Genomic DNA, 20,465 nt, shown 5'->3' on the forward strand with positions numbered 1-20,465 from the left:
AGATCGTTTGACCACGTCTCCTAATCTTCTGTGAACGAAGAAACATAGGGTTATTTAAATAGAACATCCGAAAAACGACACTAGTACAACTTTTTAAAAGTCCTTTCCCGAAATGCGAACACTGGACGCGGGGTTTCATAGCCGTATCTTTATCAGCCGAATTTTGCAATATATGCATCTCGCGTTAGGTCTCCATCAACCGCTGGGGAGACCTACCCTCTTCCGCACGCCCACGTTCGGCGCCACAATCATTGGGTGGCGACGCATATTACAAATGAGTGGTCATCACCCACTAGGCCTATACAGCCCCCTTTTTAGTTTCAGCGTTAATGTTTCTCTTTCAGACGAGCCGGCATAAGTGCTTAGGTTGTCTCATATGATGTATTGCGGTTAGGAGGGGCCTGTCATGTAAGTGGAAGGGGCGGAAATGGCAAAAAAAAATGTTATTTCATTTGAATGTCTTGGATTGCGGGGTGCTGCCATAATGGTTGATGGATAAAAGGGAGTCGTAATTAGTATGGGACGTGATTCTTAGCTATCTCTTTGTGCCATTGCGGCAAGACGGTAGTTGCTTTCGCGCCATTACGCTTGTCGCCCGCGCATAAAGGGCAGGGGGATCGCGATGGTAAGAAAGCAATGTCACCCACTAAGAGGATTCACCCCGACCACTTGCATTATTGATCTTTAAACAGCTGCTCATAAAGGTACCCTCCTTTGTCGTTACAACTGAGACAAAGGAGAGATATTCGGTGAAAAATGCAAGATGGCTATCTTTGGTTACATTGGCTTCAGTCGTATTGCTGGCAGCTTGCGGTGACAAATCACAAGAAGAAGTCATTGAGGAGCTGGATGAGACGTTACAGACGATGGACGGTTATCAGGCGGAGGCGACGATGACGATGCAAACAGGACAAGAGCCGCGGCAATATGAGGTAGAAATTGCGCATATGCAAAACGATGAAAACAGGTACTATCGCGTGGAACTGCAAAATGAAGATGAGGAACAAAATCAAATGATCCTGCGAAATGACGAAGGTGTTTTTCTGCTCACCCCGGCACTGAATAAAAGCTTTCGGTTTCAAAGCGATTGGCCGAATAATAACAGCCAAATTTATTTGTATGAATCGTTAATCGGTGATATTTTAACAGATACCGAACGGGAATTTGCCGTGGAAGAAAATCAGTATGTATTTGAAACGAGCACGAATTATCAAAATCAAAACCTTCATCAGCAAGAAATTGTGCTAAATAGCGATGATTTGTCCCCTCACGCGGTTCGAGTGTTTGACGAAGACTACAATACGCTAGTGGAAGTTGTTTTCGACTCCTTTACGCTCGATGAGACATTAGAAAGAGAACAATTCGATATGGATGCCAATATGGAGTCCGAGGAGGAAGAGGGAGAAGAACCGGCAGCAGTTGAAGAGGAAGAAGAGGCTACAAGTTTTGACGTGTTTATGCCCTCCCATGAACCGTCAAACACGGAGTTGGCCGAAAGTGAAGAAGTGGAGACGGATGTAGGGAAACGTGTGATTCTAACCTATGAAGGCGACCAACCATTCACCATTATTCAACAGCCGGCAAGCATTTCTGCCGCTTCCGGAACATCGCCGACAGAATTGGGGCATGGAGAACCTGAAGTGTTAGGAGACGTTGTAGGTGTCATGTCCGAAGAAACACTGACGTGGACGAGTGACGGGATTGAATTTATCATCGCCTCTGATTCGCTGGAGTCCGAGGAGATGTCCGCGATCGCGGAATCAATGACTTCTACATCAACAAAATAATCCCGGCATTGAAAACGAAAGCTAAGACCGGCTGGACCCAGAGTTGTATTCTGGGTCTTTTTTGTTAAAAGATGAACGATAAGGCGTTGACATCCATGATGAAGCGTCCAATAATAAATAATGAATAGTTGGGTAAAACAAGGAGAATTTATTGTGGACACTTATCGAGTCAATCAGTATCGAGACACTTGGATAGACGTTGATGTAAAAGCAATTGCCAGCAACATCAAAGCAGTAAAAACGCTCCATCATCCGGATGTTAACGTAATGGCTGTGGTGAAAGCGGATGGGTATGGCCATGGTGCGGTAACCGTTGCGAGAATGGCGATTGAATCAGGAGCGACGTGGATTGGCGTGGCTCTTTTGGAAGAAGCGGTGGAATTAAGAGAAGCAGGGATCGACGCCCCAATTTTAGTGCTAGGCCGTATCAACCCTCAAGATGCTCCTGTGGCCCAACATTACCGCGTTTCGATTACAGTTTTTCAAAGTGAGTGGTTAGTGGAGGCAAGTAGCTACCTTGATCCCGAGCCTCCGTTAGATGTACATCTTAAATGTGATACGGGGATGGGGAGAATTGGATTAACGGATGAACAGTCTTTGTTGGACATTACAAAGATGCTGAAAGCGGACAAAAAGTTTGAGATGACCGGAATTTACACGCACCTGGCAACCGCAGATGAATGGGGAAGCGATTACCTGACCGAGCAATTAAAAGCTTTTCAAGCGTATGTTCAGCTGGCAAAAGAAACAGTCGGAAACATCCCTCATATTCATTACAGCAATAGTGCTGCAAGTTTGCGATATCCGGGAAACGATTATAATATGATTCGTTTTGGCATCTCAATGTACGGCCTTGTCCCCGCGGTTGAGACCGCGACGGATATTCCGGTTTCTTTAAAACCGGCAATGTCGCTGCACAGCCGGTTGACACATGTAAAAAAAGTCCAGCCGGAAACTTCTATCAGTTATGGCGCTACGTATCAGGCTAGCGAAGAAGAGTGGATCGGTACGGTGCCGATCGGCTATGGGGATGGGTGGTTAAGGGCAAACGCGACAAACGGGGGAGAAGTGCTCGTGGAAGGGGAGCGCTGTCCGATTGTTGGCAGAATATGTATGGATCAAATGATGATAAGGCTTCCTGCAGAAGCCCCGCTCGGAACGAAAGTGACTTTAATCGGAAAGCAGGGAAATAAAGAAATCAGCATAGAAGAAGTATCAGAACGTCTTTCCACCATTACGTACGAAATTCCTTGTACTTTAAACAGCAGGATTCCTCGTATTTATCAGTGAACGTCCGCTCCTGGATATCCATTTACTGCACCTGAAATTTATGAATTAATTTTGAGTGTATGCAGGAATTATTCGAAACACGTCGAATTGTACTGTTAAGTATCCGTAGTTTTGATGGCAAGGTGGAAAAAATCTGTTTTTGCAAATTAGCGGGCAGGATGCTATTATATGTACAGAGTACGTAAAGAACGTGTGCGACTGGTGTGTGCAGGGGGTATCCGACTTGTCTCAGGAGAACGCTAGGCAAATTATGATCAGCCTTCCTAACTATTTATTACAAGAGGTGGACCGAATGACAAAACGCGATGGGTTAAACCGTAGTGATTTTATCCACCAAGCGGCAACAAAGTATTTGCATGAGCGTAAGCAGGTTGTGCGGGAATCCATGCAAAGGGGCTATGTTGAGATGGCCACCATTAACTTGAACATTGCCGATGAGTCGTTTCAGTTGGAAGAGGAAGCAGAATCACAGGTTCAGTATACGCATATTAGAGGGGTGCAATTTTAGTGTTTGCGTCTTGATTTTTCTCATAGTTCTTTTATAAGGCGACCCCTACGGCAAACAAGTTGCTGCGATCGATCATGATCGTGGGCAACTTTTTTACTGTCCGGAAAAGGTCAAATGTAGAATGTTTTTGCCTTAGATATTGCTGTGCGCAAGGTTTGCGTTTATGTATAAAGAATGGAATAATTAATTTAGATGCGAATTTCAGGTTTTAGATTGCAATATGGGAGGAATAAGGATGAGTTCTTCGGTTATAGATTTTATTTATCAAAGAAAGGATCATTATATTACTAGATGGAAAGCAGACTTTGATCCACTTGCATTTAATGATGCACAATCGGAAGCTCTGGCAGATGAGCTGAAAATGGAAATGATAGACATCCTTTTAAATGACTTATATACCGAAGAGCAAGGACTGGAAGCTCGGTTGCGGCGGCTTGCAGACCGTTTAATTCATTATGGATTCCCGTTGGGAAATTTTATTCGCGGTTTACATTCCTTGCGGCGCTTGCTTAGAAATGATTTGGCTGTAGAATACGCGGAAGAAAGTCTGATGGAATTTGAGGCTCGGATGGACGATTTGGTCAGTACATTGGTGGACGAGTCCGCGAAGACGAGGGAAAATATTATAGACTCGCAAAACCATGCCCTCAAAGAGTTATCCGTTCCCTTGATCCCCGTTTTCGATGATATAAGCGTAATGGCTTTAATCGGTACGATTGATACAACGCGTGCCCAGCATATCATGGAAAATTTATTGGAAGGCATTGTCGAGCACCGTGCCCAAGTGGTGCTGATTGACATTACCGGAGTTCCGGTCGTGGATACGATGGTTGCCCACCATATTATTAAAGTGTATGAAGCAGTTCGGCTTGTAGGGGCTCAATGCATTCTCGTCGGAATTCGGCCTGAAATTGCCCAAACGATCGTTAACCTTGGCATCGATTTGCGCAATTTCTCGACAAAAAGCACCCTGCAAAAGGGAGTCGAAGCAGCCATGGAAATAACGAATCGTGAAATCAAAGAATTGCCGCGCGCATAAAGCGGGAGGATAAAACAACCGGACGAGAGCACGGAGGTATATAGTATGAAAATACCGATACTAAAACTTGGAAAGTATTTGTTGATTTCTGTCCAAGTAGAATTGGATGACCAGACAGCGCTGCAATTCCAGGAAGATCTGTTAAACCAGATCCATAAAGAAGGTTCCGAGGGCATCGTTGTGGACTTGACATCGGTTGAAATGATTGATTCTTATATTGCAAAAGTCATCGGCGATGTAGTCGATATGTCCAATCTAATGGGTGCGAAAGTTGTCTTGACCGGCATACAACCAAGCGTTGCCATAACGTTGGTCGAGATGGGAGTCACATTAACCGATGTTCCTACAGCACTAAATTTGGAGCAAGGGCTTGAGAAATTGCAAGAGGAATTGGAGGGTTGATCATGCGTGTGCAATCCTCTGTTGAAATTGGGACGGAATGGGGCATCGTATCGGCGCGTCAAGCTGGAAGAGAGCTTTCAAAAGAAATGGGTTTCAACAATGTGGACCAGGCTCGAATAGCAACAGCCATATCGGAGCTCGCACGCAATATTTATTTATATACAGACAACGGCGTGATTGATTTGGACGTGGCGGAGAAAGCTTATTCAAAAGGAGTTAAAATTGTAGCTCGTGACGTGGGGCCGGGCATTGAAAATTTGCGAGACGCGATGACAGATGGTTATTCATCGTCAAACGGACTTGGGGCGGGGCTGCCTGGGGTAAAGCGTTTAATGGATGAGTTTGATATTGAATCCGAGCCCGGCAAGGGGACAATCATTACTGTAATTAAATGGCTTCGGTAGGGAGGTTTGCGAAGATGGAAGTGTATCAAGTACTACAAAGCAGTTATAAACAAATTCTCTACAATTTTCTCCATCAAAAAAGTGAACAAAGCCTGTATGATGCGCAGCAATTCAGTAAAAAAGTCATTGAAGAAGACATTTCGCCCGAAGAAATTGTAAGCATTCACTTAGAAGTCATTGAAGAATTATACTCTGATTTGTCACCGGAAACACGGAAATCTTTCGAGTTTTTGTTGGAAGTGATGATCGGCTACGGGATGGCGTACCGTGAACACCAAATCTTGAAACAAAGACAGTCGGAATTGGAATCGGAAATTGATGTGGCAGCGAACATGCAAGACACATTTGTGCCCGATGAAATTCCCCAAAACGAAGGTTTGGACATAGGAATTATCAGTGTTCCCGCTACAAAAATGAATGGGGATTATTATAATATCATCCAACCGGACAATGAAAGCATCAGTATCGCGATTGCAGATATCATCGGAAAAGGGGTGCCCGCGGCTCTTTGTATGTCGATGATCAAATACGCGATGGACAGTCTTCCGGAAGGATTAATGCAACCTGGCCAACTGTTGGCAAGCCTGAACCGGACCGTTGTGCAGAATATTGCTGATCACATGTTTGTGACGATGATGTATGCATCCTATGATTTCCGTACACACCTTTTTTCTTATTCGGGTGCAGGCCATGAACCTGGTTTTTATTATCATTTCGATGAAGACCGATTTGAGGAATTGTACGCAAAGGGATTGGCCCTTGGCATTTCACGCAACACCCAATACAGAGAGTATCAACTGCCGCTTTTACCCGGAGATTATGTTGTTTTGCTGACGGATGGCGTTACGGAATGCAGAGCAGGTGAAGAATTTTTGGAACGCGAGGAGTTAATGAGACTTCTCCGGCTATACGAAAACAAAAGTGCGCAGGAAATGGTAGACAATGTTTATCGGGATTTGGAAAAATGGCAAGACTTTCAACTTCATGATGATTTTACCCTTATTATTTTACGGCGAAACGTTTAACTTAAAAGAATAATGGGTATTTACAATTACGGCCTATCAGGCCGTTTTATTTTAGAGGCACTTATCTATTTTATACAAACATTCATTATCGAGAGAAGCACCATCGAGGAGGAAAATGCATGAATTTAGATGTGAAGACAGAAACGTTAGCCAATGAGATGAAAATGTTTGTCTCCGGTGAAATTGATACGTACACCGCTCCACAATTAAAAGAAGCATTAATGCCTTTGGCCGGGAAACCGGGAGCAACGGTCACCGTGGATTTGGGAGGCGTCGATTACATTGACAGCACGGGCCTCGGCATCTTTGTCGGTGCATTGAAAGCTGCGGATCAAAATAATGGAACATTACGTCTTGTATCCCTTAATGAGCGGGTGCAGCGTCTTTTTTCGATCACCGGGCTTGATGAAGTGATCGACATTGAGGAGCGAAGGGAGAGTGCAGGGAAATGACACTGTACGAAGAGACTATTGAAATGAAGGTGCCTGCCAAACCTGAATATGTGGGGATTATCAGGCTGACGGCTTCAGGGGTTGCGAATCGAGTTGGATACGCCTATGATGAAATTGAAGATATAAAAGTAGCGCTTGCCGAAGCTTGTACGAATGTCGTTGATCATGCTTACGAAAACGAAGGTTTAATTTCCCTGCGATTTCATGTCCATGATGAATTTGTCGAGTTCAAGATTTCGGATGACGGGAGAAACGTGGATGTAGAAGAGCTAAAAAGATACAGGGGTCCGATTAAGCCAGATGAACCTATCCAGAAACTTAATGAAGGAGGCCTGGGCCTTTTCCTTATCGAAACATTAATGGATGACGTCCAAATCAAAAGAGACAAAGGCGTGGCCATTGTAATGAAGAAGTATTTTCAAAAGGATGGGGTAGCGCATGGGACCAATGGAATCGAAACAGAAACAATCAACAAAAATCGATGAAGCGCAAATTTATAGTTGGATTGAAAGCTTTCAACAAAATCCGACAGAGGAGATTCAAACGGAGTTAATCAGGCACTACGACCCCCTCGTCCAATCACTTGCGCGTAAATTTTCCCGGAGCCAAGGCCACGATGACGACCTTTATCAAGTCGGCATGATCGGTTTACTTGCTGCACTCCGCCGTTTTGACCCTTCCTATAAACGATCATTTGAGTCATTCGCCGTTCCTACCATTGTGGGTGAAATCAAGCGGTTTATCAGGGATAAAACGTGGAGCGTTCACGTCCCCCGGCGAATAAAAGAATTAGGGCCGAGGATCAAAAATGCAGTAGAAGAGTTAACGACTGAATACCAGCGCTCGCCTCAAGTTGCAGAAATCGCTGAGCATTTGGAGGTTACGGAAGAAGCAGTGCTGGAAACGATGGAAATGGGCAAAAGCTATCAAGCGCTTTCCGTCGACCGCTCCATTGAAGCGGATGCTGAAGGCAGCGAGGTAACTTTGTTGGACCTTGTTGGTTCAACGGAAGAGGGCTATGAGAAAACCGATCAACACCTTCTTTTAGAGAAGGCATTTACCGTTCTCACTGATCGCGAACAAGAAATTTTGCGTTGCACCTATTTTGATAACCTAAGTCAGAAAGAGACAGGCGAACGCTTGGAGATCTCGCAAATGCATGTCTCCCGTCTACAACGGCGGGCGCTTAATAAATTGCGCGATTCGATCCGCGTTGAACCATCGGAGTGTTTGTGATGACCGGCATTATCACAGAGGATCATCGTAAAGGGACAACAGCTGTATATCAAAAAGAAAAACAGGGATACTCGATATGTGGCGATGCTTACTATATGAGCGAGAATGACGGGTATTTTCTCGCTGCCATCGCAGATGGCCTCGGAAGTGGGGAAAACGCTAACCGTTCGGCTCGTATAGTTGTAAACACCATCGAAAACCAGCATGCCGGCACAAGCCTTGAAGGGCTGTTCTCTGCATGCAATAAAGCGCTCAGCCATGAACGGGGCGCCGTGGTGACGATTTTAAAAATCGATTACACTTCAAAAAACGTTTTCTATGGCAACGTTGGAAATGCTGGTTGTGTTCTAAACATTGATGACGAGGGTTGTTATCGCCCGATTCCTGCCGCCGGTTTTCTTTCCGGGCGTCGACTCAAACCAAAAATGTACAACTATCCTTTTGATTCGGAAGTGTCGTTTGTCTTATATTCCGATGGTGCTGAAGTCCATAATATGAGAGATCGTTTCGCTCAATATGCTGAAGTGCCTTCCGAGTTTGTGCAAAATATGGTAGTCTCGAATGATGCGGCTTGTAAAGATGACATAACGATTATATCCGGGCACATGAAGGAAAAAGCGTAACCCAGTAACCGTTTTGTCGACCCCAGACAAGCGGTTTTTCGTATGTTTATCTTTCTGAATCGGTGGAACCGCTCCCCGTACGGAAAGAGCTAATAAAAGGAGGATGACCGTTGGAAACTGTCACGATCGATACGGAAAAGACGACCGGGCGAATTGCCCGCGGCATAACAATAGAACAACGATACGTAAAAGCCATTATTGATTTGCATGAGGATGGGAATACGATTCCTTTTATCGCCCGTTACCGAAAAGAACAGACCGGAAATGCGGATGAACTGAAAATTCGGGAAGTGCTGGATCAGTGGCAATATGCGAACCAGCTTCATGATCGGAAACAGGAGGTTCTTCGCTTAATTGACGAACAAGGAAAACTTACCGGGGAACTGGCCGAATCCGTTCAATCCGCGTCCAAGCTTCAGGATGTAGAGGACATCTATCGCCCTTACAAGCAAAAAAGACGCACAAAGGCAACGATTGCCAAAGAAAAGGGATTGGAGCCTTTTGCAACACAGCTATTTCAATTGCCGCGCGAGATCGATGTGGAACAGGAAGCTGATACATATATTAATCCGGAGGAAGGGCTGGACGATCGGGCCGCTGTGATGGAAGGTGCTCAAAACATTATAGCGGAATGGACGGCAGACGATCCGGCCGTTCGTCAAAGCCTTCGCCAGCTAACGTTTCAACATGGACAGTTACAGACGACACGCAAAAAAAATGCGGAAGACGAAGCCGGGACATACGAAATGTATTACGATTACTCCGAACGACTGAACCGAATGCCTGAACATCGGATTTTAGCAGTGAATCGGGGAGAAAAGGAAAACGTTCTAAAAGTGCAAGTGGATGTCGACACTTCATTTTTGATCAACAAAATCGAAAATCTCATCATTAAGCGGTTTGGCTCCCCGGCTGTCCCTGCGGTTCAGGCGGCGATCAAAGATGGATATAAACGTTTAATTGCCCCTGCTGTTGAACGTGAGATCCGAAATGAACTGACCGAAAAAGCGGAAAGTCGGGCCATTCGTGTTTTTTCGGACAATCTGAAACAATTATTGTTGCAACCACCGTTCTTGGGAAAAACGGTACTCGGCATTGACCCTGCATATCGGACCGGGTGTAAATGGGCGGTTATTGATGAAACCGGGAAAATGTTGGAAACCGGTGTTTTTTATCCCACACCCCCTAAAAATGAAAAGGAAAAAGCAGCAAAAGCGTTGGAATCCTTGTTAGAAAAGTACAATTGCCAAGTGGTGGCCATCGGGAACGGCACGGCTTCCCAGGAAACGGAATTGTTCGTTTCGGATTTTCTTTCCGAATCAGGTTCCGATGCAGCATACGTCATTATTAATGAAGCAGGTGCAAGTGTTTATTCTGCTTCAGAAGTTGCCCGCAAAGAATTTCCCGAGTTGGAAGTGGAGGAAAGAAGCGCGGTTTCGATCGCGAGAAGACTTCAAGACCCTCTTTCCGAACTTGTAAAAATTGATCCCCAATCGATTGGGGTCGGCCAGTATCAGCATGATGTGAGTGCCAAATCGCTGGGCAGCTCCCTTGATTTCGTTGTGGAAACAGCAGTCAACCAAGTAGGAGTCGATGTGAACACAGCCTCGCGAAGCTTGCTCCAACATGTTTCGGGGTTGAATAAAACCGTCGCGAATCAAATTGTCAAGTACCGTGAAGATAATGGAAAGTACAATACGAGAAAACAATTGAACGACGTTCCTCGTTTAGGGGCAAAAACATATGAGCAGGCAGCTGGTTTCTTGCGAATTACAGACGGAAATGAACCTCTCGATCGAACGCCGATCCACCCGGAAAGCTACAAAGTTACCCAACAGTTGTTACAAAAGCTGGATGTTTTCGAGGATGCTCTAGGGTCAAATACGATCCGTGAAAAAGTAGAGCAGCTTGATATTTCCGAAGCATCGCAGCAATTGGACGCTGGGGAAATGACATTGCAAGATATCGCGGAAGCACTCGCCCGTCCGAACCGCGACCCTCGTGAAGATTTGCCGCAACCGTTGTTGAAAACGGGTGTTATGGCCATGGAGGATTTGGAAAAAGGGATGGAGTTTCAAGGGACCGTTCGAAATGTCGTCGATTTTGGCGCATTCATAGACGTCGGTGTAAAAGAAGACGGCCTCGTGCATATCTCAAAGCTTGCGAACCGATTTGTGAAGCATCCGCAAGAGGTGGTCGCTGTTGGAGACATCGTTACCGTTTGGGTGGAAGACGTTGATTTGAAGAAGGGAAGAATTGCCCTAACGATGATAAAAGAAAACCAATAAAGATAAAAAACCTGCGTGAGCATAAGCTTGCTGAAAAATTACTAGCATTGCATTTTCATAAAAATCCGCACACGGTTTCTCCTTTTCCGGTCTTCAGACCGACCTTCTGAGGACTCGACGCGCACGGTTTCTCCTTTTCCGGTCTTCAGACCGACCTTCTGAGGACTCGACGCGCACGGTTTTTCCTTTTCCGGTCCTCAGACTGACCCTCTGAGGACTCGACGCGCTCGATTTCTCCTTTTCCGGTCCTCAGACCGCCCTTCTGGGGACTCGACGCGCACGGTTTCTCCTTTTCCGGTCCTCAGACTGACCCTCTGAGGACTCGACGCGCACGGTTTCTCCTTTTTCAGTCCTCAGACCGCCCCTCTGGGGACTCGATGCGCTTGATTTTTCCTTTTCCGAACCACAGATCGAGTCCGCTAGACGTCTCCTAGGGACTATTCACCTCTGATTTTCCAGTCTTAGGTCTGGAATCCTCTCTCTTTGCATAAAAAAAGTCACCTTTTAAAACGAGGCGACTGAAAAAGTCATTACCTCCCCTATCTTTTAAAAAACGGACCCGATATCCCTCAATCTGGAATTAACGGGTCTGTTTTTTTGTATAGAATTGTTTTTCAGTAGTTGCAGGTTTTTCCTACCAAAAGTGGCATTTGGAATGGTATGATGTATGAAAGGGATTGTGTCGTCTTTTCCACCGTTATAGCGCCTGTTGGGCATTGCGCTTTAAATAAGCGTACCAACATTGGTTAAGCATGACAATCTCATAGCGATTTTTTTCATAATAGGCTTTTTCCAATTGTTTTTTTAGCCAGTAAGGCACTTGAGATCCCTCCTTGTTCATGAGACCTTAAAGGCTTTCCCCTATTATATGTCGCGAGGTTTGTCAACGTTGAGCACGATTTACTCTTTTGAAAGGAACGAGCAAGATGAACGACGAGCAACTGCAGCGCTTCACGGAAGCGTTGTCCATCCGTTATTTTCAGAAACCGTTTCGGCATCAGATTCGATTTAACTCCCGGCTGAGAACAACCGGTGGGCGTTACATGCTTAGAAGCCATGCCATCGAAATTAACCCAAAGCATGAGGAACACTTCGGGCAAGAAGAACTGGAGGCGATTATAAAGCATGAACTTTGCCATTATCACCTTCACATAGAGGGTAAGGGCTATCAACATAAAGACAAAGATTTTAAACGCTTGCTGCAAAAGGTGGGCGGATCCAGGCATTGTCAAACGATACCTGGTATGAGAAAAACATTGCCGGTCAAATATCATTATCGGTGTAAAGATTGCGGCCATGTATATCCGCGGAAGCGAGCGATGGATACAAAACGTTATGTTTGCGGGGTTTGTCAAGGAAGTCTAAAAAAATCCTAAAAGAGCGTTGACGACACCATATTCATATGGTACATTATAAAAGGTCGCTTGAAGCGAGATACATATAAATCAATCACGAAAATGTGTTGACAAGCTTATTCATTTCATGTACTATCGTATTTGTCGCAATTGAACGAGCAACTTATTCCACATTCCGCAGTAGCTCAGGGGTAGAGCAATCGGCTGTTAACCGATCCGTCGCTGGTTCGAATCCGGCCTGCGGAGCCAGCGGAGAAGTACTCAAGTGGCTGAAGAGGCGCCCCTGCTAAGGGTGTAGGTCGCGCAAGCGACGCGAGGGTTCAAATCCCTCCTTCTCCGCCATTCCAGAATACAGAAAACAGGTACCAGAGGTCAGGAAAGAAGTTTGCGTTCTGATATCCGGCTTCTGACATCAGATATGGCCCGTTGGTCAAGGGGTTAAGACACCGCCCTTTCACGGCGGTAACGCGGGTTCGAATCCCGCACGGGTCACCATTTCGGAGGGTTAGCTCAGTTGGGAGAGCATCTGCCTTACAAGCAGGGGGTCGGCGGTTCGAGCCCGTCACCCTCCACCATGTCTACTCGGTTGAACGAGAGACGAAAAGTTTCATCGTTATTTTAATTAAAAAAGGGCCTGTGGTGTAGCGGTTAACATGCCTGCCTGTCACGCAGGAGATCGCGGGTTCGATTCCCGTCAGGCCCGCCATTTCTTAAGTTTACTGTTGGGCCATAGCCAAGTGGTAAGGCATCAGGTTTTGGTCCTGAGATGCGCTGGTTCGAATCCAGCTGGCCCAGCCATTATCCCCCGCAAACGATTGGGGACACATTGCAATAAGCGGGTGTGGCGGAATCGGCAGACGCGCTAGATTTAGGATCTAGTGTCTTACGACGTGTGGGTTCAAGTCCCACCGCCCGCACCATTCTCGCGGTCGTGGCGGAATGGCAGACGCGCTAGGTTGAGGGCCTAGTGGGAGTTAAATCCCGTGGTGGTTCAAGTCCACTCGACCGCACCAATACAAACACTGACACACCAACACTTACGGTATATTTTAAAGTGTTGGTGTTTTTAATAAGGGAATTGTTTTCATGCGCCCGTGTGACATATATGTGACATAAAAAATCATTTACATATACTGGAAAAAATGAATTGTTCGGATTGTGCTTATTAGAAAAGATCATCTAGACGATCAGCAGTTTCTTTTTGTTTGTTAGGGAAAAGGTGCCCGTAAACATCAATGGTCGTTTTAATAGAAGCGTGTCCAAGACGTTCTTTGATTGTTGTGTGATCTTCACCTTGATGAATGAGTAAAGCGACATGTGAATGCCGTAAATCGTGTAGTCGGATGGGTTCTACATCACCTCTCTCACATATTTTGCGGATGCGACGACTGAAAATATCTTTAGATGGTGGGTTTTCACGATATTGAAAAATGTAAATGTCGTTGCTATGGTTCATTCGTAGTTTGGCAAAAAGGTTTTGTTGTTTTTCCTTCCATTCAAAAAGTAGTTGTAGCAGTTTTTGATTAATGTTGATACGGCGAATGGCATTTTTCGTTTTAGGTTCTGTAATAATTGTTTCTCTTTCAATGTAAGTGAGTGTTTTATAAACATTGATCTCACGATTAAATGTAGAAATGTCGTTCCATTTTAAGGCAAGCATTTCACCTGTACGCATACCAGTAAGGTAGGCAAGGGAGTAAAATGTTTTAAAGAGAAACTCATCATCTTTGATAAGTCCAATAAAGGTTTTAAATTGATCTGGTGTCCAAAATTTCATTTCTTTTTTGTTGAGTTTAAGATTTTTTACGTTTATGCAGGGGTTGCTTTTGATCACTTCAAATTCAAGTGCTTTGTTGAATATTTCACTTAGATTAATCATGATGTTATTAATGGTTTTATTGTTCAACCCCTGATCAATAAGGTTTTTTTGATATTCTCGGATGTGTTCCGAGGATATTTTTTTTAGCAAACTGTCTTTAAAGTATGGAAAAATGTGCTTGTTAATATTGTACTCTAAAATTTTGTAAGTGCCAGGTTTTTGGTGTATTTTGCATTCTTCCGTATATGCGTAGCAAACTTTACTGAAACTCAGATTTTCAGTAATTAAAGTGTTGTTTTTGTGCTCATTGGTTATTTTTCTTTCCAAGTCAATGGCTTCTCTTTTTGAATAAGCAACACGAGTTATGCGATTACGTTTATTTGTGATTGGGTCAATTCCTAGTTCTACGTTAACACGGTAACTACCATCGTTTCTTTTTTGGATGGACATAGTTGAAATCCTCCTCATCGAACAGAATATGTGTTCTTATAAAAAGGCAAAAAAAGAACGGTTCTTAATAATATTTTTAATACTTTCTTGCTTAAAGTGAATAGTGTATAGAGGTAGCTTAAAGTAAATGGCTATTTCATTATTGTTTTTGCCTTTTATCATTTCGATATTATCATATATACGATGATCGGGCAGTAAAAGTTCTGAAGCGAATATATCACCCTGTACGTTTTCAATATGGCTTAAACTAATGGATGAATTTGTCAATTGAAAATAAGATGAATAAATGTGTAGGTGATAGTGACCAATGGAGCGAGCGATAGCTGTTTCTTTATATTCAGCGTTTTTGTTTAGGTGAATGAAAAATAGATGATTTTGCTGTTGAAGCAAACTATCAACTTGCCCAAGGTCTGTCTCGACAATGTTAAGGTGAAGTTGAGAACATAAGTCGTAAATGTCTTTGGGTCGATAGAAATGGTGAATGTTTTCGCATTTTGCTTTAATTTCTTTAGATGTCATAAAAACACTCCTATCCTTAATTCCTCTCAAATATAACAAACATGAGTTCCTGTGGCAATAATTGGTATTTATCCTTATTGTTTTCTGTTTTTCCTGTTCGTTACATACAACATGACATTATTACCCTGTTGTTAAGAACGTTCTTAAGTTAATTTTTTCGATTATTAGAGCGACCAACAAGGTAATCCAAGGATATATTAAAGTAATCAGCTAAAGATTTGAGAGTTTCTAAATTCGGTTCAAATTCGTTATTTTCATATCGTCTTAATTGACGAGGGGTAATTTTTAAGACATTGGCTAGTTTTTGTTGAGATATGTTTTCTTCTTTTCTTATTTGTTTAATTCTTTCTCCTAGAGTAGGCATAAATAAAAACACTCCAAAAAAGTATTGACAGGACACAAAATGTCCTATAAACTAAGGTTAACAGGACACAAAATGTCCTCATAATAAATAATTGGATATGTGAATATGAGATTTGGATAAGACTGTGATTAGTTGTCTTCGTTGTTTAACATCTCGTCAGCCATTCTAATTCCATTTTTCAATGCTATTTTGACGGCTCTAGCTGTTTCTTCGTCAATATCTTCATTGGAAAGGATGTGAATATCGGTGGTATTCATTTCAGTTAAGGCCTCATGAAATGTATTGTCTAAAGGGTGAGAGAAATGACCTTCGATTTTATCACTATCGATGCCAACAAGATAATCTAAAGAGATTTCGTATAACTCTGCTATCTTTTTTAGCGTTTCAATGTCGGGTTCAGCAATCCCACGTTCATATGTTGATAGGTTAGAGTTTGTTATATCAAGTAATTTAGCGGCTTCATTTTGCTTTAGGTCTTTGTTGATGCGTGCCATTTTCAATCTTTTTTTGAATGACATAAGAAAGTGAACTCCTTTTAAATTGAAGTTTTTTTCATTGTACCATCGCTAGTTGCGTTTGTATTCATTAATCGAAAAAAGTTCGAATGTACACATTAATATCAAAATGGAAAAATAAACGAAAAAAATACTATAAAGTCATTGACATAGTAAAATATACGATTTAAAATGCATACTAAGATGGATGGAAAGGGGGGTGGAAACATTGGCAGAATTTTATACTCCGGCAGATGTTCAACGGATTATGAAAGTAAGTGAACAGAAAGCTTATCGAATCATTCGTGATTTGAATGCGGAAATGAAACAAGAAGGATACATGGTTATTCAAGGTAAGGTGAATAGAAATAAATTTAATGAACGATTTATTTATCAAGGCAAGAGCGCCATGTAAGTTGATACTTTAAAGGGGGTGGTAAATGGTTAGAGTGAAGCGATTATGTATGAGGTTGCAATATGTTTTGAAAGGAAGATGATCTTTGAAAAGTACATATAGAAAAGAAAGCGCATCTGGCAAAATGCTCAGATACGCCCTACAAAAAGCTTCGCAACTTTATTGTAACGTATCTGATCAGATTTGTCACTAGGCGTGAGTATGAGTGTGACACAGCTAAGCACTTTTCTCTATGCTGTAGGGGGTGAATATGGAGTAGCCCATCCTAATGGTGATAAACATTACCTACTATAAATTCGCCGTGATCGTATATGTAGCGAGTTGATAAGCGCCATGATAGGAGCGGTACTAAAATAACGATCCTTACACGATAGGAGTAGATCGCTTGCAGGTGTTTCTGACAAATATCAAATATATGGAAGCCTTGTTTGAGGAAAATGATATCTCAATGTTTATGAGTAAGTATTTGGACAACATTTATGAAGCTTTGGATGATGAGCATTTGTCTTTAGGAGAGATTTATATTGTTCGGGATGCTGAACGGCTGAGTGGAAATACAAATGTAAGCATTGCTTGCACGCTTATTGCTGTTGAACAGGATGGATTTGTGGAAGCCAATTATGAGGATTTTATGCCATTAGAATTTGTTTCCGTCCATGTGGAATAAATGAAAGTACCAAAATATAAAGGAGCAATTATAGATGAATTTTAGAAGTGGAATCAAGCCTGATGTAAAAGTCACGTTTGGGGATATGTTTTTTATGGCGATGGCTAGAGAAAGACGAGAATACGACCCTGACAAAACGTTTCAAGAACGAAAATTACAAGCAAGAGTATATAATTTGGCATCTTCAACGCAAGGGGAACAAATTGAAGTAACTGTACCTGATTATGTTGATGAAAAGGCCATTGATTTTAATGCGCTGGTAGAATTAAAAAATCCAACCATTCGAGCAAGAGCGCAAGCCTCTGGAAATGGCTTTGCGAATGTCGTTTGGACAGTGGAAGCCGAAGACATTGTGGAAGTAGGCAAGAAAACACCCAAAGAGCCGATCAATGAGCCTGTTGGTGCAGGGGCAGAAAAGAAATAAACGAAGCGTACTGGTTTTATACTGGTGCGCTTTTTTATATGAAGGAGTGTTTCCATTGGAAACAGAGAAGATACCAATAGCTGAACATTTAAGTGATCGAGAGTATAAGTTTTTGTTGGCGGCTTATGCGCAGCATAGTCGACATATGAATGTGACCGAAAGGAAAGCATACACGTTATCAGAAATCGTGAAAGTTGAACCGAGTGTGAGAGGTGACTCATTAAAGGTTTATTTTAAGAACGGCACCTGTTGGTACTATTTTGCTGATGGTAACTGGTCTCCAGCAGATAGCTCGTGAGGTGATGGTGATTGATGTAAAACAACGGTTGTGGAAATACCGTGGGCATCGGATACGGCCAAATGATGAATATGCCGTTTTACGTGCAGGATTAGGGGTTTTTATGCCTGTTTTCCTTTTAACGTTGGCGGTCTATTTTTGGGAAGGATTGATGGAATGGCGTTCTTGGTTGGGTATAGACACGCTCATAGAGTTACAGGCATGGAATTGGATGTATTTAAGCTTAGGTTTGGCCGTAAGTATTGTTGTTGGAGCGATAGCCGTTGCTATGGCTTATTTTTTCTTTTATGAGCGTTTTAAGAAAACGCTGCATATACAGAAAATCGCACGGATGCTTGTATCGAATAACTTTATGGAGAAAGAGAAAAAAACGGTGGATTCGACCTGGGCTTTGACGGAAAAGAAAGTGAATAAAGATAAGATCACGTATTTTCCCAAAGCCTATTATAAGCGAAAGAAAGGCTATGTGTATGTGCGTCTAGCATTGGATATGAGCCGGTTTCAAGATCGATTTTTAAAGCTTGGTGAAGAATTGGAAAATGGGTTGTTCTGTAATCTCGTCGAACAGGAAGTGGAAGAAAACTTTGTGAAGTATAAGTTGTTGTACGACATGCAGAAAAATCGAATTTCCATTAATGATGTAACGGTTCATGACGGCTCTATGAAGCTGATGAATAATGTCTATTGGGAATTCGACAAGATGCCGCACATGCTGATCGCAGGTGGTACAGGTGGCGGTAAAACGTACTTCATCCTAACGATGATCCAATCGTTAGTGGCATATGGTGCGGATGTTCGTATCTTAGACCCGAAGAAAGCAGACTTAGCCGATTTGGAAACGGTGATGCCCGAACGAACGGTTTTTTCCAAAAGCAATGGGATTATGATGACGTTGCGGAAATCGGTCGAAGCCATGCACCAACGGTCGGAAGATATGAAACAACTGCCTGACTACCAAACGGGCAGCAATTACGCTGACGTCGGGTTGCCGCCCGTTTTTATTGTGTTCGATGAATTTGTAGCGTTTATGGAAATGCTAGAGCCGCAAGACAAAATGAAGGCATTGGAGTATATGAAACAGCTCGTCATGCTTGGTCGGCAGATGGGCTATTTCCTTATCCTTGCGGCACAACGACCCGACGCTAAGTACCTTGCCGATGGCATTCGTGACCAATTCAGTTTCCGTGTAGCGTTAGGGAAAATGAGTGAATCGGGTTATGGCATGATGTTTGGCGACGTGGATAAAACATTTAGTTATCGAGGCATTAAAGGACGTGGCTATGCGGATACAGGAACGTCCGTCATTACCGAATTTTACACGCCCATTGTGCCAAAGGGCTATGACTTATTAACAGAAATCGGTCGTGCATCGGCGGGAGTGGAGCGAGCGTCGGCGCCGGCAGGCGCCAGCGGCAGCGTAGCTCGTGGAACGGACGACGATGCACGGGAGGAAGGAGCGTAGCGGATGACGACCAGTTACGAACCCCCCTAGCTAACAGGGGGTAGTAATCGATAATAATAAAAATACGGATGCCGTAGAAACCGATTTGACGGCGATGATTGACTATATCCGGGTAAGTTTCAAAACACATGACGTTGATAAGATCCTCGAAAACGTGGTGCATCTGAAAAAAGATTATATGCAAGAGAAAGATTCCGGCTTTTACGGTTATGTTGGCACATTTCAGTTAGACCATATCAAGGTTTTTTATTCGAGACCGGACGATGATCGTGGCATTCTTGTTGAAATGGCTGGCCAAGGCTGTCGGCAATTTGAAACGTTCTTAAAAACAAGAAAAAAGACATGGCAAGATTTTTTTCAGGAATGTATGAATTATAATGGATCTTTCACACGCTTAGATTTGGCACTGGATGATACGAAAACGTATTTTTCAGTGCCCTTTTTATTGGAGAAGGTTAAAAGGGGTGAAGTGGTAACGAGATTTCGTAAAACGGATTATAACGGTTCCTTCAATATTGAAAAGGAAACGGAAGGCGGAACGACCCTATATTTTGGGTCAAAAAAATCGGATGCGTACCTCTGTTTTTATGAAAAGAATTACGAGCAGGCCCAAAAATATGATCGTGATGTTGAAGACATTGGGGAATGGAATCGTTATGAATTGCGGTTGAAAGATGATCGGGCACAGGTGGCAGCAGAAAAGTTAATTGAGCATCAAGATTTACGTTACGTATCCCTTTCGATTGTTCATAACTATTTGCGGTTTGTTGATAGAGACAAAAACTTAAAAGAATCATGGAAAACAAGTGCGTTTTGGAAAACGTTCTTAGGTGACGTTGGTAAACTTCAGCTATATCAAAAACCGCAAGAGGATTTTTATGAAAAGACGCTTAATTGGTTGATTCGTTCATGTTCGCCGTCGATAAAGATGGTGCATGAATATGACATGGCATCGGATGAACAACAATTATCAGACATGATTATCGATGCGGAATTAGCCGATAAACACCAGAAGATGTTGGATGTTTACTTGGCGAAAAAAGAAGATATGGTTTGCTGATGCAAATCTAGCAAGAATAAACGTTTATTCGCACGATATAAGCGTGAGTGTCAAGTATAAATGGCTGACCGTAAGGGAATTTAT

24 protein-coding genes and 8 tRNA genes are annotated in these 20,465 nt (G+C 43.1%); 27 read left to right on the plus strand and 5 right to left on the minus strand.

Annotated features, from left to right (window positions below):
- Positions 1 to 749 precede the first annotated feature (749 nt).
- The 12 genes from EPH95_RS15760 to EPH95_RS15815 all read left to right on the plus strand — a co-directional run bounded on the left by EPH95_RS15760 (position 750) and on the right by EPH95_RS15815 (position 11,054).
- On the plus strand, positions 750 to 1,787 hold the full coding sequence (locus EPH95_RS15760; protein WP_142090973.1) for a LolA family protein: 1,038 nt from the start codon (positions 750 to 752) through the stop codon (positions 1,785 to 1,787).
- Between the two features lie 153 nt (positions 1,788 to 1,940).
- A complete protein-coding gene (gene alr / locus EPH95_RS15765) occupies positions 1,941 to 3,077 on the plus strand; it encodes an alanine racemase (RefSeq protein ID WP_227003946.1) in 1,137 nt (378 codons plus the stop codon).
- 250 nt (positions 3,078 to 3,327) lie between these two features.
- A complete protein-coding gene (locus tag EPH95_RS15770; RefSeq protein WP_193557032.1) occupies positions 3,328 to 3,585 on the plus strand; it encodes a CopG family ribbon-helix-helix protein in 258 nt (85 codons plus the stop codon).
- 235 nt (positions 3,586 to 3,820) lie between these two features.
- The gene (locus EPH95_RS19705; RefSeq protein WP_142090976.1) at positions 3,821 to 4,624 is read left to right on the plus strand and encodes an STAS domain-containing protein; all 804 of its coding nucleotides are present in this window, start codon (positions 3,821 to 3,823) and stop codon (positions 4,622 to 4,624) included.
- A gap of 45 nt (positions 4,625 to 4,669) precedes the next feature.
- Positions 4,670 to 5,026, plus strand: a complete 357-nt coding sequence (locus EPH95_RS15780; protein WP_142090977.1) for an STAS domain-containing protein — start codon at positions 4,670 to 4,672, stop codon at positions 5,024 to 5,026.
- 2 nt (positions 5,027 to 5,028) lie between these two features.
- Positions 5,029 to 5,430 carry an anti-sigma regulatory factor gene (locus EPH95_RS15785; RefSeq protein ID WP_142090978.1) on the plus strand — a complete coding sequence of 134 codons (402 nt, stop codon included), beginning with the start codon at positions 5,029 to 5,031 and terminating at the stop codon, positions 5,428 to 5,430.
- 14 nt (positions 5,431 to 5,444) lie between these two features.
- Positions 5,445 to 6,455 carry a PP2C family protein-serine/threonine phosphatase gene (locus tag EPH95_RS15790; RefSeq protein ID WP_142090979.1) on the plus strand — a complete coding sequence of 337 codons (1,011 nt, stop codon included), beginning with the start codon at positions 5,445 to 5,447 and terminating at the stop codon, positions 6,453 to 6,455.
- A 119-nt stretch (positions 6,456 to 6,574) separates the two neighbouring features.
- A complete protein-coding gene (locus tag EPH95_RS15795; RefSeq protein WP_142090980.1) occupies positions 6,575 to 6,907 on the plus strand; it encodes an STAS domain-containing protein in 333 nt (110 codons plus the stop codon).
- Positions 6,904 to 7,392, plus strand: coding sequence for an anti-sigma B factor RsbW (gene rsbW, locus EPH95_RS15800; protein ID WP_142090981.1), 489 nt, complete (start codon positions 6,904 to 6,906; stop codon positions 7,390 to 7,392). Before EPH95_RS15795 ends, rsbW begins: the two co-directional genes overlap by 4 nt.
- A complete protein-coding gene (gene sigB, locus EPH95_RS15805) occupies positions 7,355 to 8,143 on the plus strand; it encodes an RNA polymerase sigma factor SigB (RefSeq protein ID WP_142091647.1) in 789 nt (262 codons plus the stop codon). The genes rsbW and sigB overlap by 38 nt, the downstream gene beginning before the upstream one ends.
- Complete coding sequence (locus EPH95_RS15810) at positions 8,143 to 8,766, plus strand: SpoIIE family protein phosphatase (protein WP_142090982.1); 624 nt, start codon at positions 8,143 to 8,145, stop codon at positions 8,764 to 8,766. Before sigB ends, EPH95_RS15810 begins: the two co-directional genes overlap by 1 nt.
- A 110-nt stretch (positions 8,767 to 8,876) precedes the next feature.
- On the plus strand, positions 8,877 to 11,054 hold the full coding sequence (locus EPH95_RS15815) for a Tex family protein (RefSeq protein WP_142090983.1): 2,178 nt from the start codon (positions 8,877 to 8,879) through the stop codon (positions 11,052 to 11,054).
- Positions 11,055 to 11,751: 697 nt separating this feature from the next.
- Here EPH95_RS15815 and cmpA read toward each other — a convergent pair.
- On the minus strand, positions 11,752 to 11,874 hold the full coding sequence (gene cmpA, locus EPH95_RS15820; protein WP_142090984.1) for a cortex morphogenetic protein CmpA: 123 nt from the start codon (positions 11,872 to 11,874) through the stop codon (positions 11,752 to 11,754).
- A 106-nt stretch (positions 11,875 to 11,980) separates the two neighbouring features.
- On the opposite strand from cmpA, the gene EPH95_RS15825 reads away from it, so the two are divergent.
- From EPH95_RS15825 to EPH95_RS15865, 9 genes are all read left to right on the plus strand, one after another.
- On the plus strand, positions 11,981 to 12,430 hold the full coding sequence (locus EPH95_RS15825) for a SprT family protein (protein WP_142090985.1): 450 nt from the start codon (positions 11,981 to 11,983) through the stop codon (positions 12,428 to 12,430).
- 153 nt (positions 12,431 to 12,583) lie between these two features.
- Positions 12,584 to 12,658 (plus strand) — tRNA-Asn (locus EPH95_RS15830).
- 2 nt (positions 12,659 to 12,660) lie between these two features.
- A tRNA-Ser gene (locus EPH95_RS15835) sits at positions 12,661 to 12,751 on the plus strand.
- Positions 12,752 to 12,829: 78 nt separating this feature from the next.
- Positions 12,830 to 12,904, plus strand: a tRNA-Glu gene (locus EPH95_RS15840).
- A 4-nt stretch (positions 12,905 to 12,908) separates the two neighbouring features.
- A tRNA-Val gene (locus EPH95_RS15845) sits at positions 12,909 to 12,984 on the plus strand.
- 55 nt (positions 12,985 to 13,039) lie between these two features.
- A tRNA-Asp gene (locus tag EPH95_RS15850) sits at positions 13,040 to 13,115 on the plus strand.
- 17 nt (positions 13,116 to 13,132) lie between these two features.
- Positions 13,133 to 13,207: transfer RNA gene (locus EPH95_RS15855), tRNA-Gln, on the plus strand.
- Positions 13,208 to 13,244: 37 nt separating this feature from the next.
- Positions 13,245 to 13,329 (plus strand) — tRNA-Leu (locus EPH95_RS15860).
- A 5-nt stretch (positions 13,330 to 13,334) separates the two neighbouring features.
- A tRNA-Leu gene (locus tag EPH95_RS15865) sits at positions 13,335 to 13,422 on the plus strand.
- A 152-nt stretch (positions 13,423 to 13,574) separates the two neighbouring features.
- Here EPH95_RS15865 and EPH95_RS15870 read toward each other — a convergent pair.
- The 4 genes from EPH95_RS15870 to EPH95_RS15885 form a co-directional block, all read right to left on the minus strand.
- The gene (locus EPH95_RS15870; protein ID WP_142090986.1) at positions 13,575 to 14,678 is read right to left on the minus strand and encodes a tyrosine-type recombinase/integrase; all 1,104 of its coding nucleotides are present in this window, start codon (positions 14,676 to 14,678) and stop codon (positions 13,575 to 13,577) included.
- A 36-nt stretch (positions 14,679 to 14,714) separates the two neighbouring features.
- Positions 14,715 to 15,197: an ImmA/IrrE family metallo-endopeptidase gene (locus tag EPH95_RS15875; protein WP_142090987.1), complete on the minus strand. Its 483-nt coding sequence runs from the start codon at positions 15,195 to 15,197 to the stop codon at positions 14,715 to 14,717.
- 148 nt (positions 15,198 to 15,345) lie between these two features.
- Positions 15,346 to 15,561 carry a helix-turn-helix domain-containing protein gene (locus EPH95_RS15880; protein WP_142090988.1) on the minus strand — a complete coding sequence of 72 codons (216 nt, stop codon included), beginning with the start codon at positions 15,559 to 15,561 and terminating at the stop codon, positions 15,346 to 15,348.
- A gap of 128 nt (positions 15,562 to 15,689) precedes the next feature.
- Complete coding sequence (locus EPH95_RS15885; RefSeq protein WP_160141815.1) at positions 15,690 to 16,055, minus strand: helix-turn-helix domain-containing protein; 366 nt, start codon at positions 16,053 to 16,055, stop codon at positions 15,690 to 15,692.
- 229 nt (positions 16,056 to 16,284) lie between these two features.
- On the opposite strand from EPH95_RS15885, the gene EPH95_RS15890 reads away from it, so the two are divergent.
- From EPH95_RS15890 to EPH95_RS15915, 6 genes are all read left to right on the plus strand, one after another.
- Entirely contained in the window at positions 16,285 to 16,470 is a 186-nt protein-coding gene (locus EPH95_RS15890) for an ICEBs1 excisionase (protein ID WP_405127396.1), read from the plus strand.
- A 391-nt stretch (positions 16,471 to 16,861) separates the two neighbouring features.
- A complete protein-coding gene (locus EPH95_RS15895) occupies positions 16,862 to 17,137 on the plus strand; it encodes a hypothetical protein (RefSeq protein ID WP_227003947.1) in 276 nt (91 codons plus the stop codon).
- A 34-nt stretch (positions 17,138 to 17,171) separates the two neighbouring features.
- Positions 17,172 to 17,561 carry a DUF961 family protein gene (locus EPH95_RS15900; protein WP_142090992.1) on the plus strand — a complete coding sequence of 130 codons (390 nt, stop codon included), beginning with the start codon at positions 17,172 to 17,174 and terminating at the stop codon, positions 17,559 to 17,561.
- Between the two features lie 55 nt (positions 17,562 to 17,616).
- The gene (locus EPH95_RS15905) at positions 17,617 to 17,859 is read left to right on the plus strand and encodes a hypothetical protein (RefSeq protein ID WP_142090993.1); all 243 of its coding nucleotides are present in this window, start codon (positions 17,617 to 17,619) and stop codon (positions 17,857 to 17,859) included.
- Between the two features lie 4 nt (positions 17,860 to 17,863).
- Positions 17,864 to 19,321, plus strand: coding sequence for an FtsK/SpoIIIE domain-containing protein (locus EPH95_RS15910; protein WP_142090994.1), 1,458 nt, complete (start codon positions 17,864 to 17,866; stop codon positions 19,319 to 19,321).
- Between the two features lie 94 nt (positions 19,322 to 19,415).
- Positions 19,416 to 20,381 carry a replication initiation factor domain-containing protein gene (locus tag EPH95_RS15915; protein ID WP_142091648.1) on the plus strand — a complete coding sequence of 322 codons (966 nt, stop codon included), beginning with the start codon at positions 19,416 to 19,418 and terminating at the stop codon, positions 20,379 to 20,381.
- Positions 20,382 to 20,465: the final 84 nt, after the last annotated feature.

This window comes from Salicibibacter halophilus, from assembly GCF_006740705.1.
Lineage (GTDB): Bacteria > Bacillota > Bacilli > Bacillales > Marinococcaceae > Salicibibacter > Salicibibacter halophilus.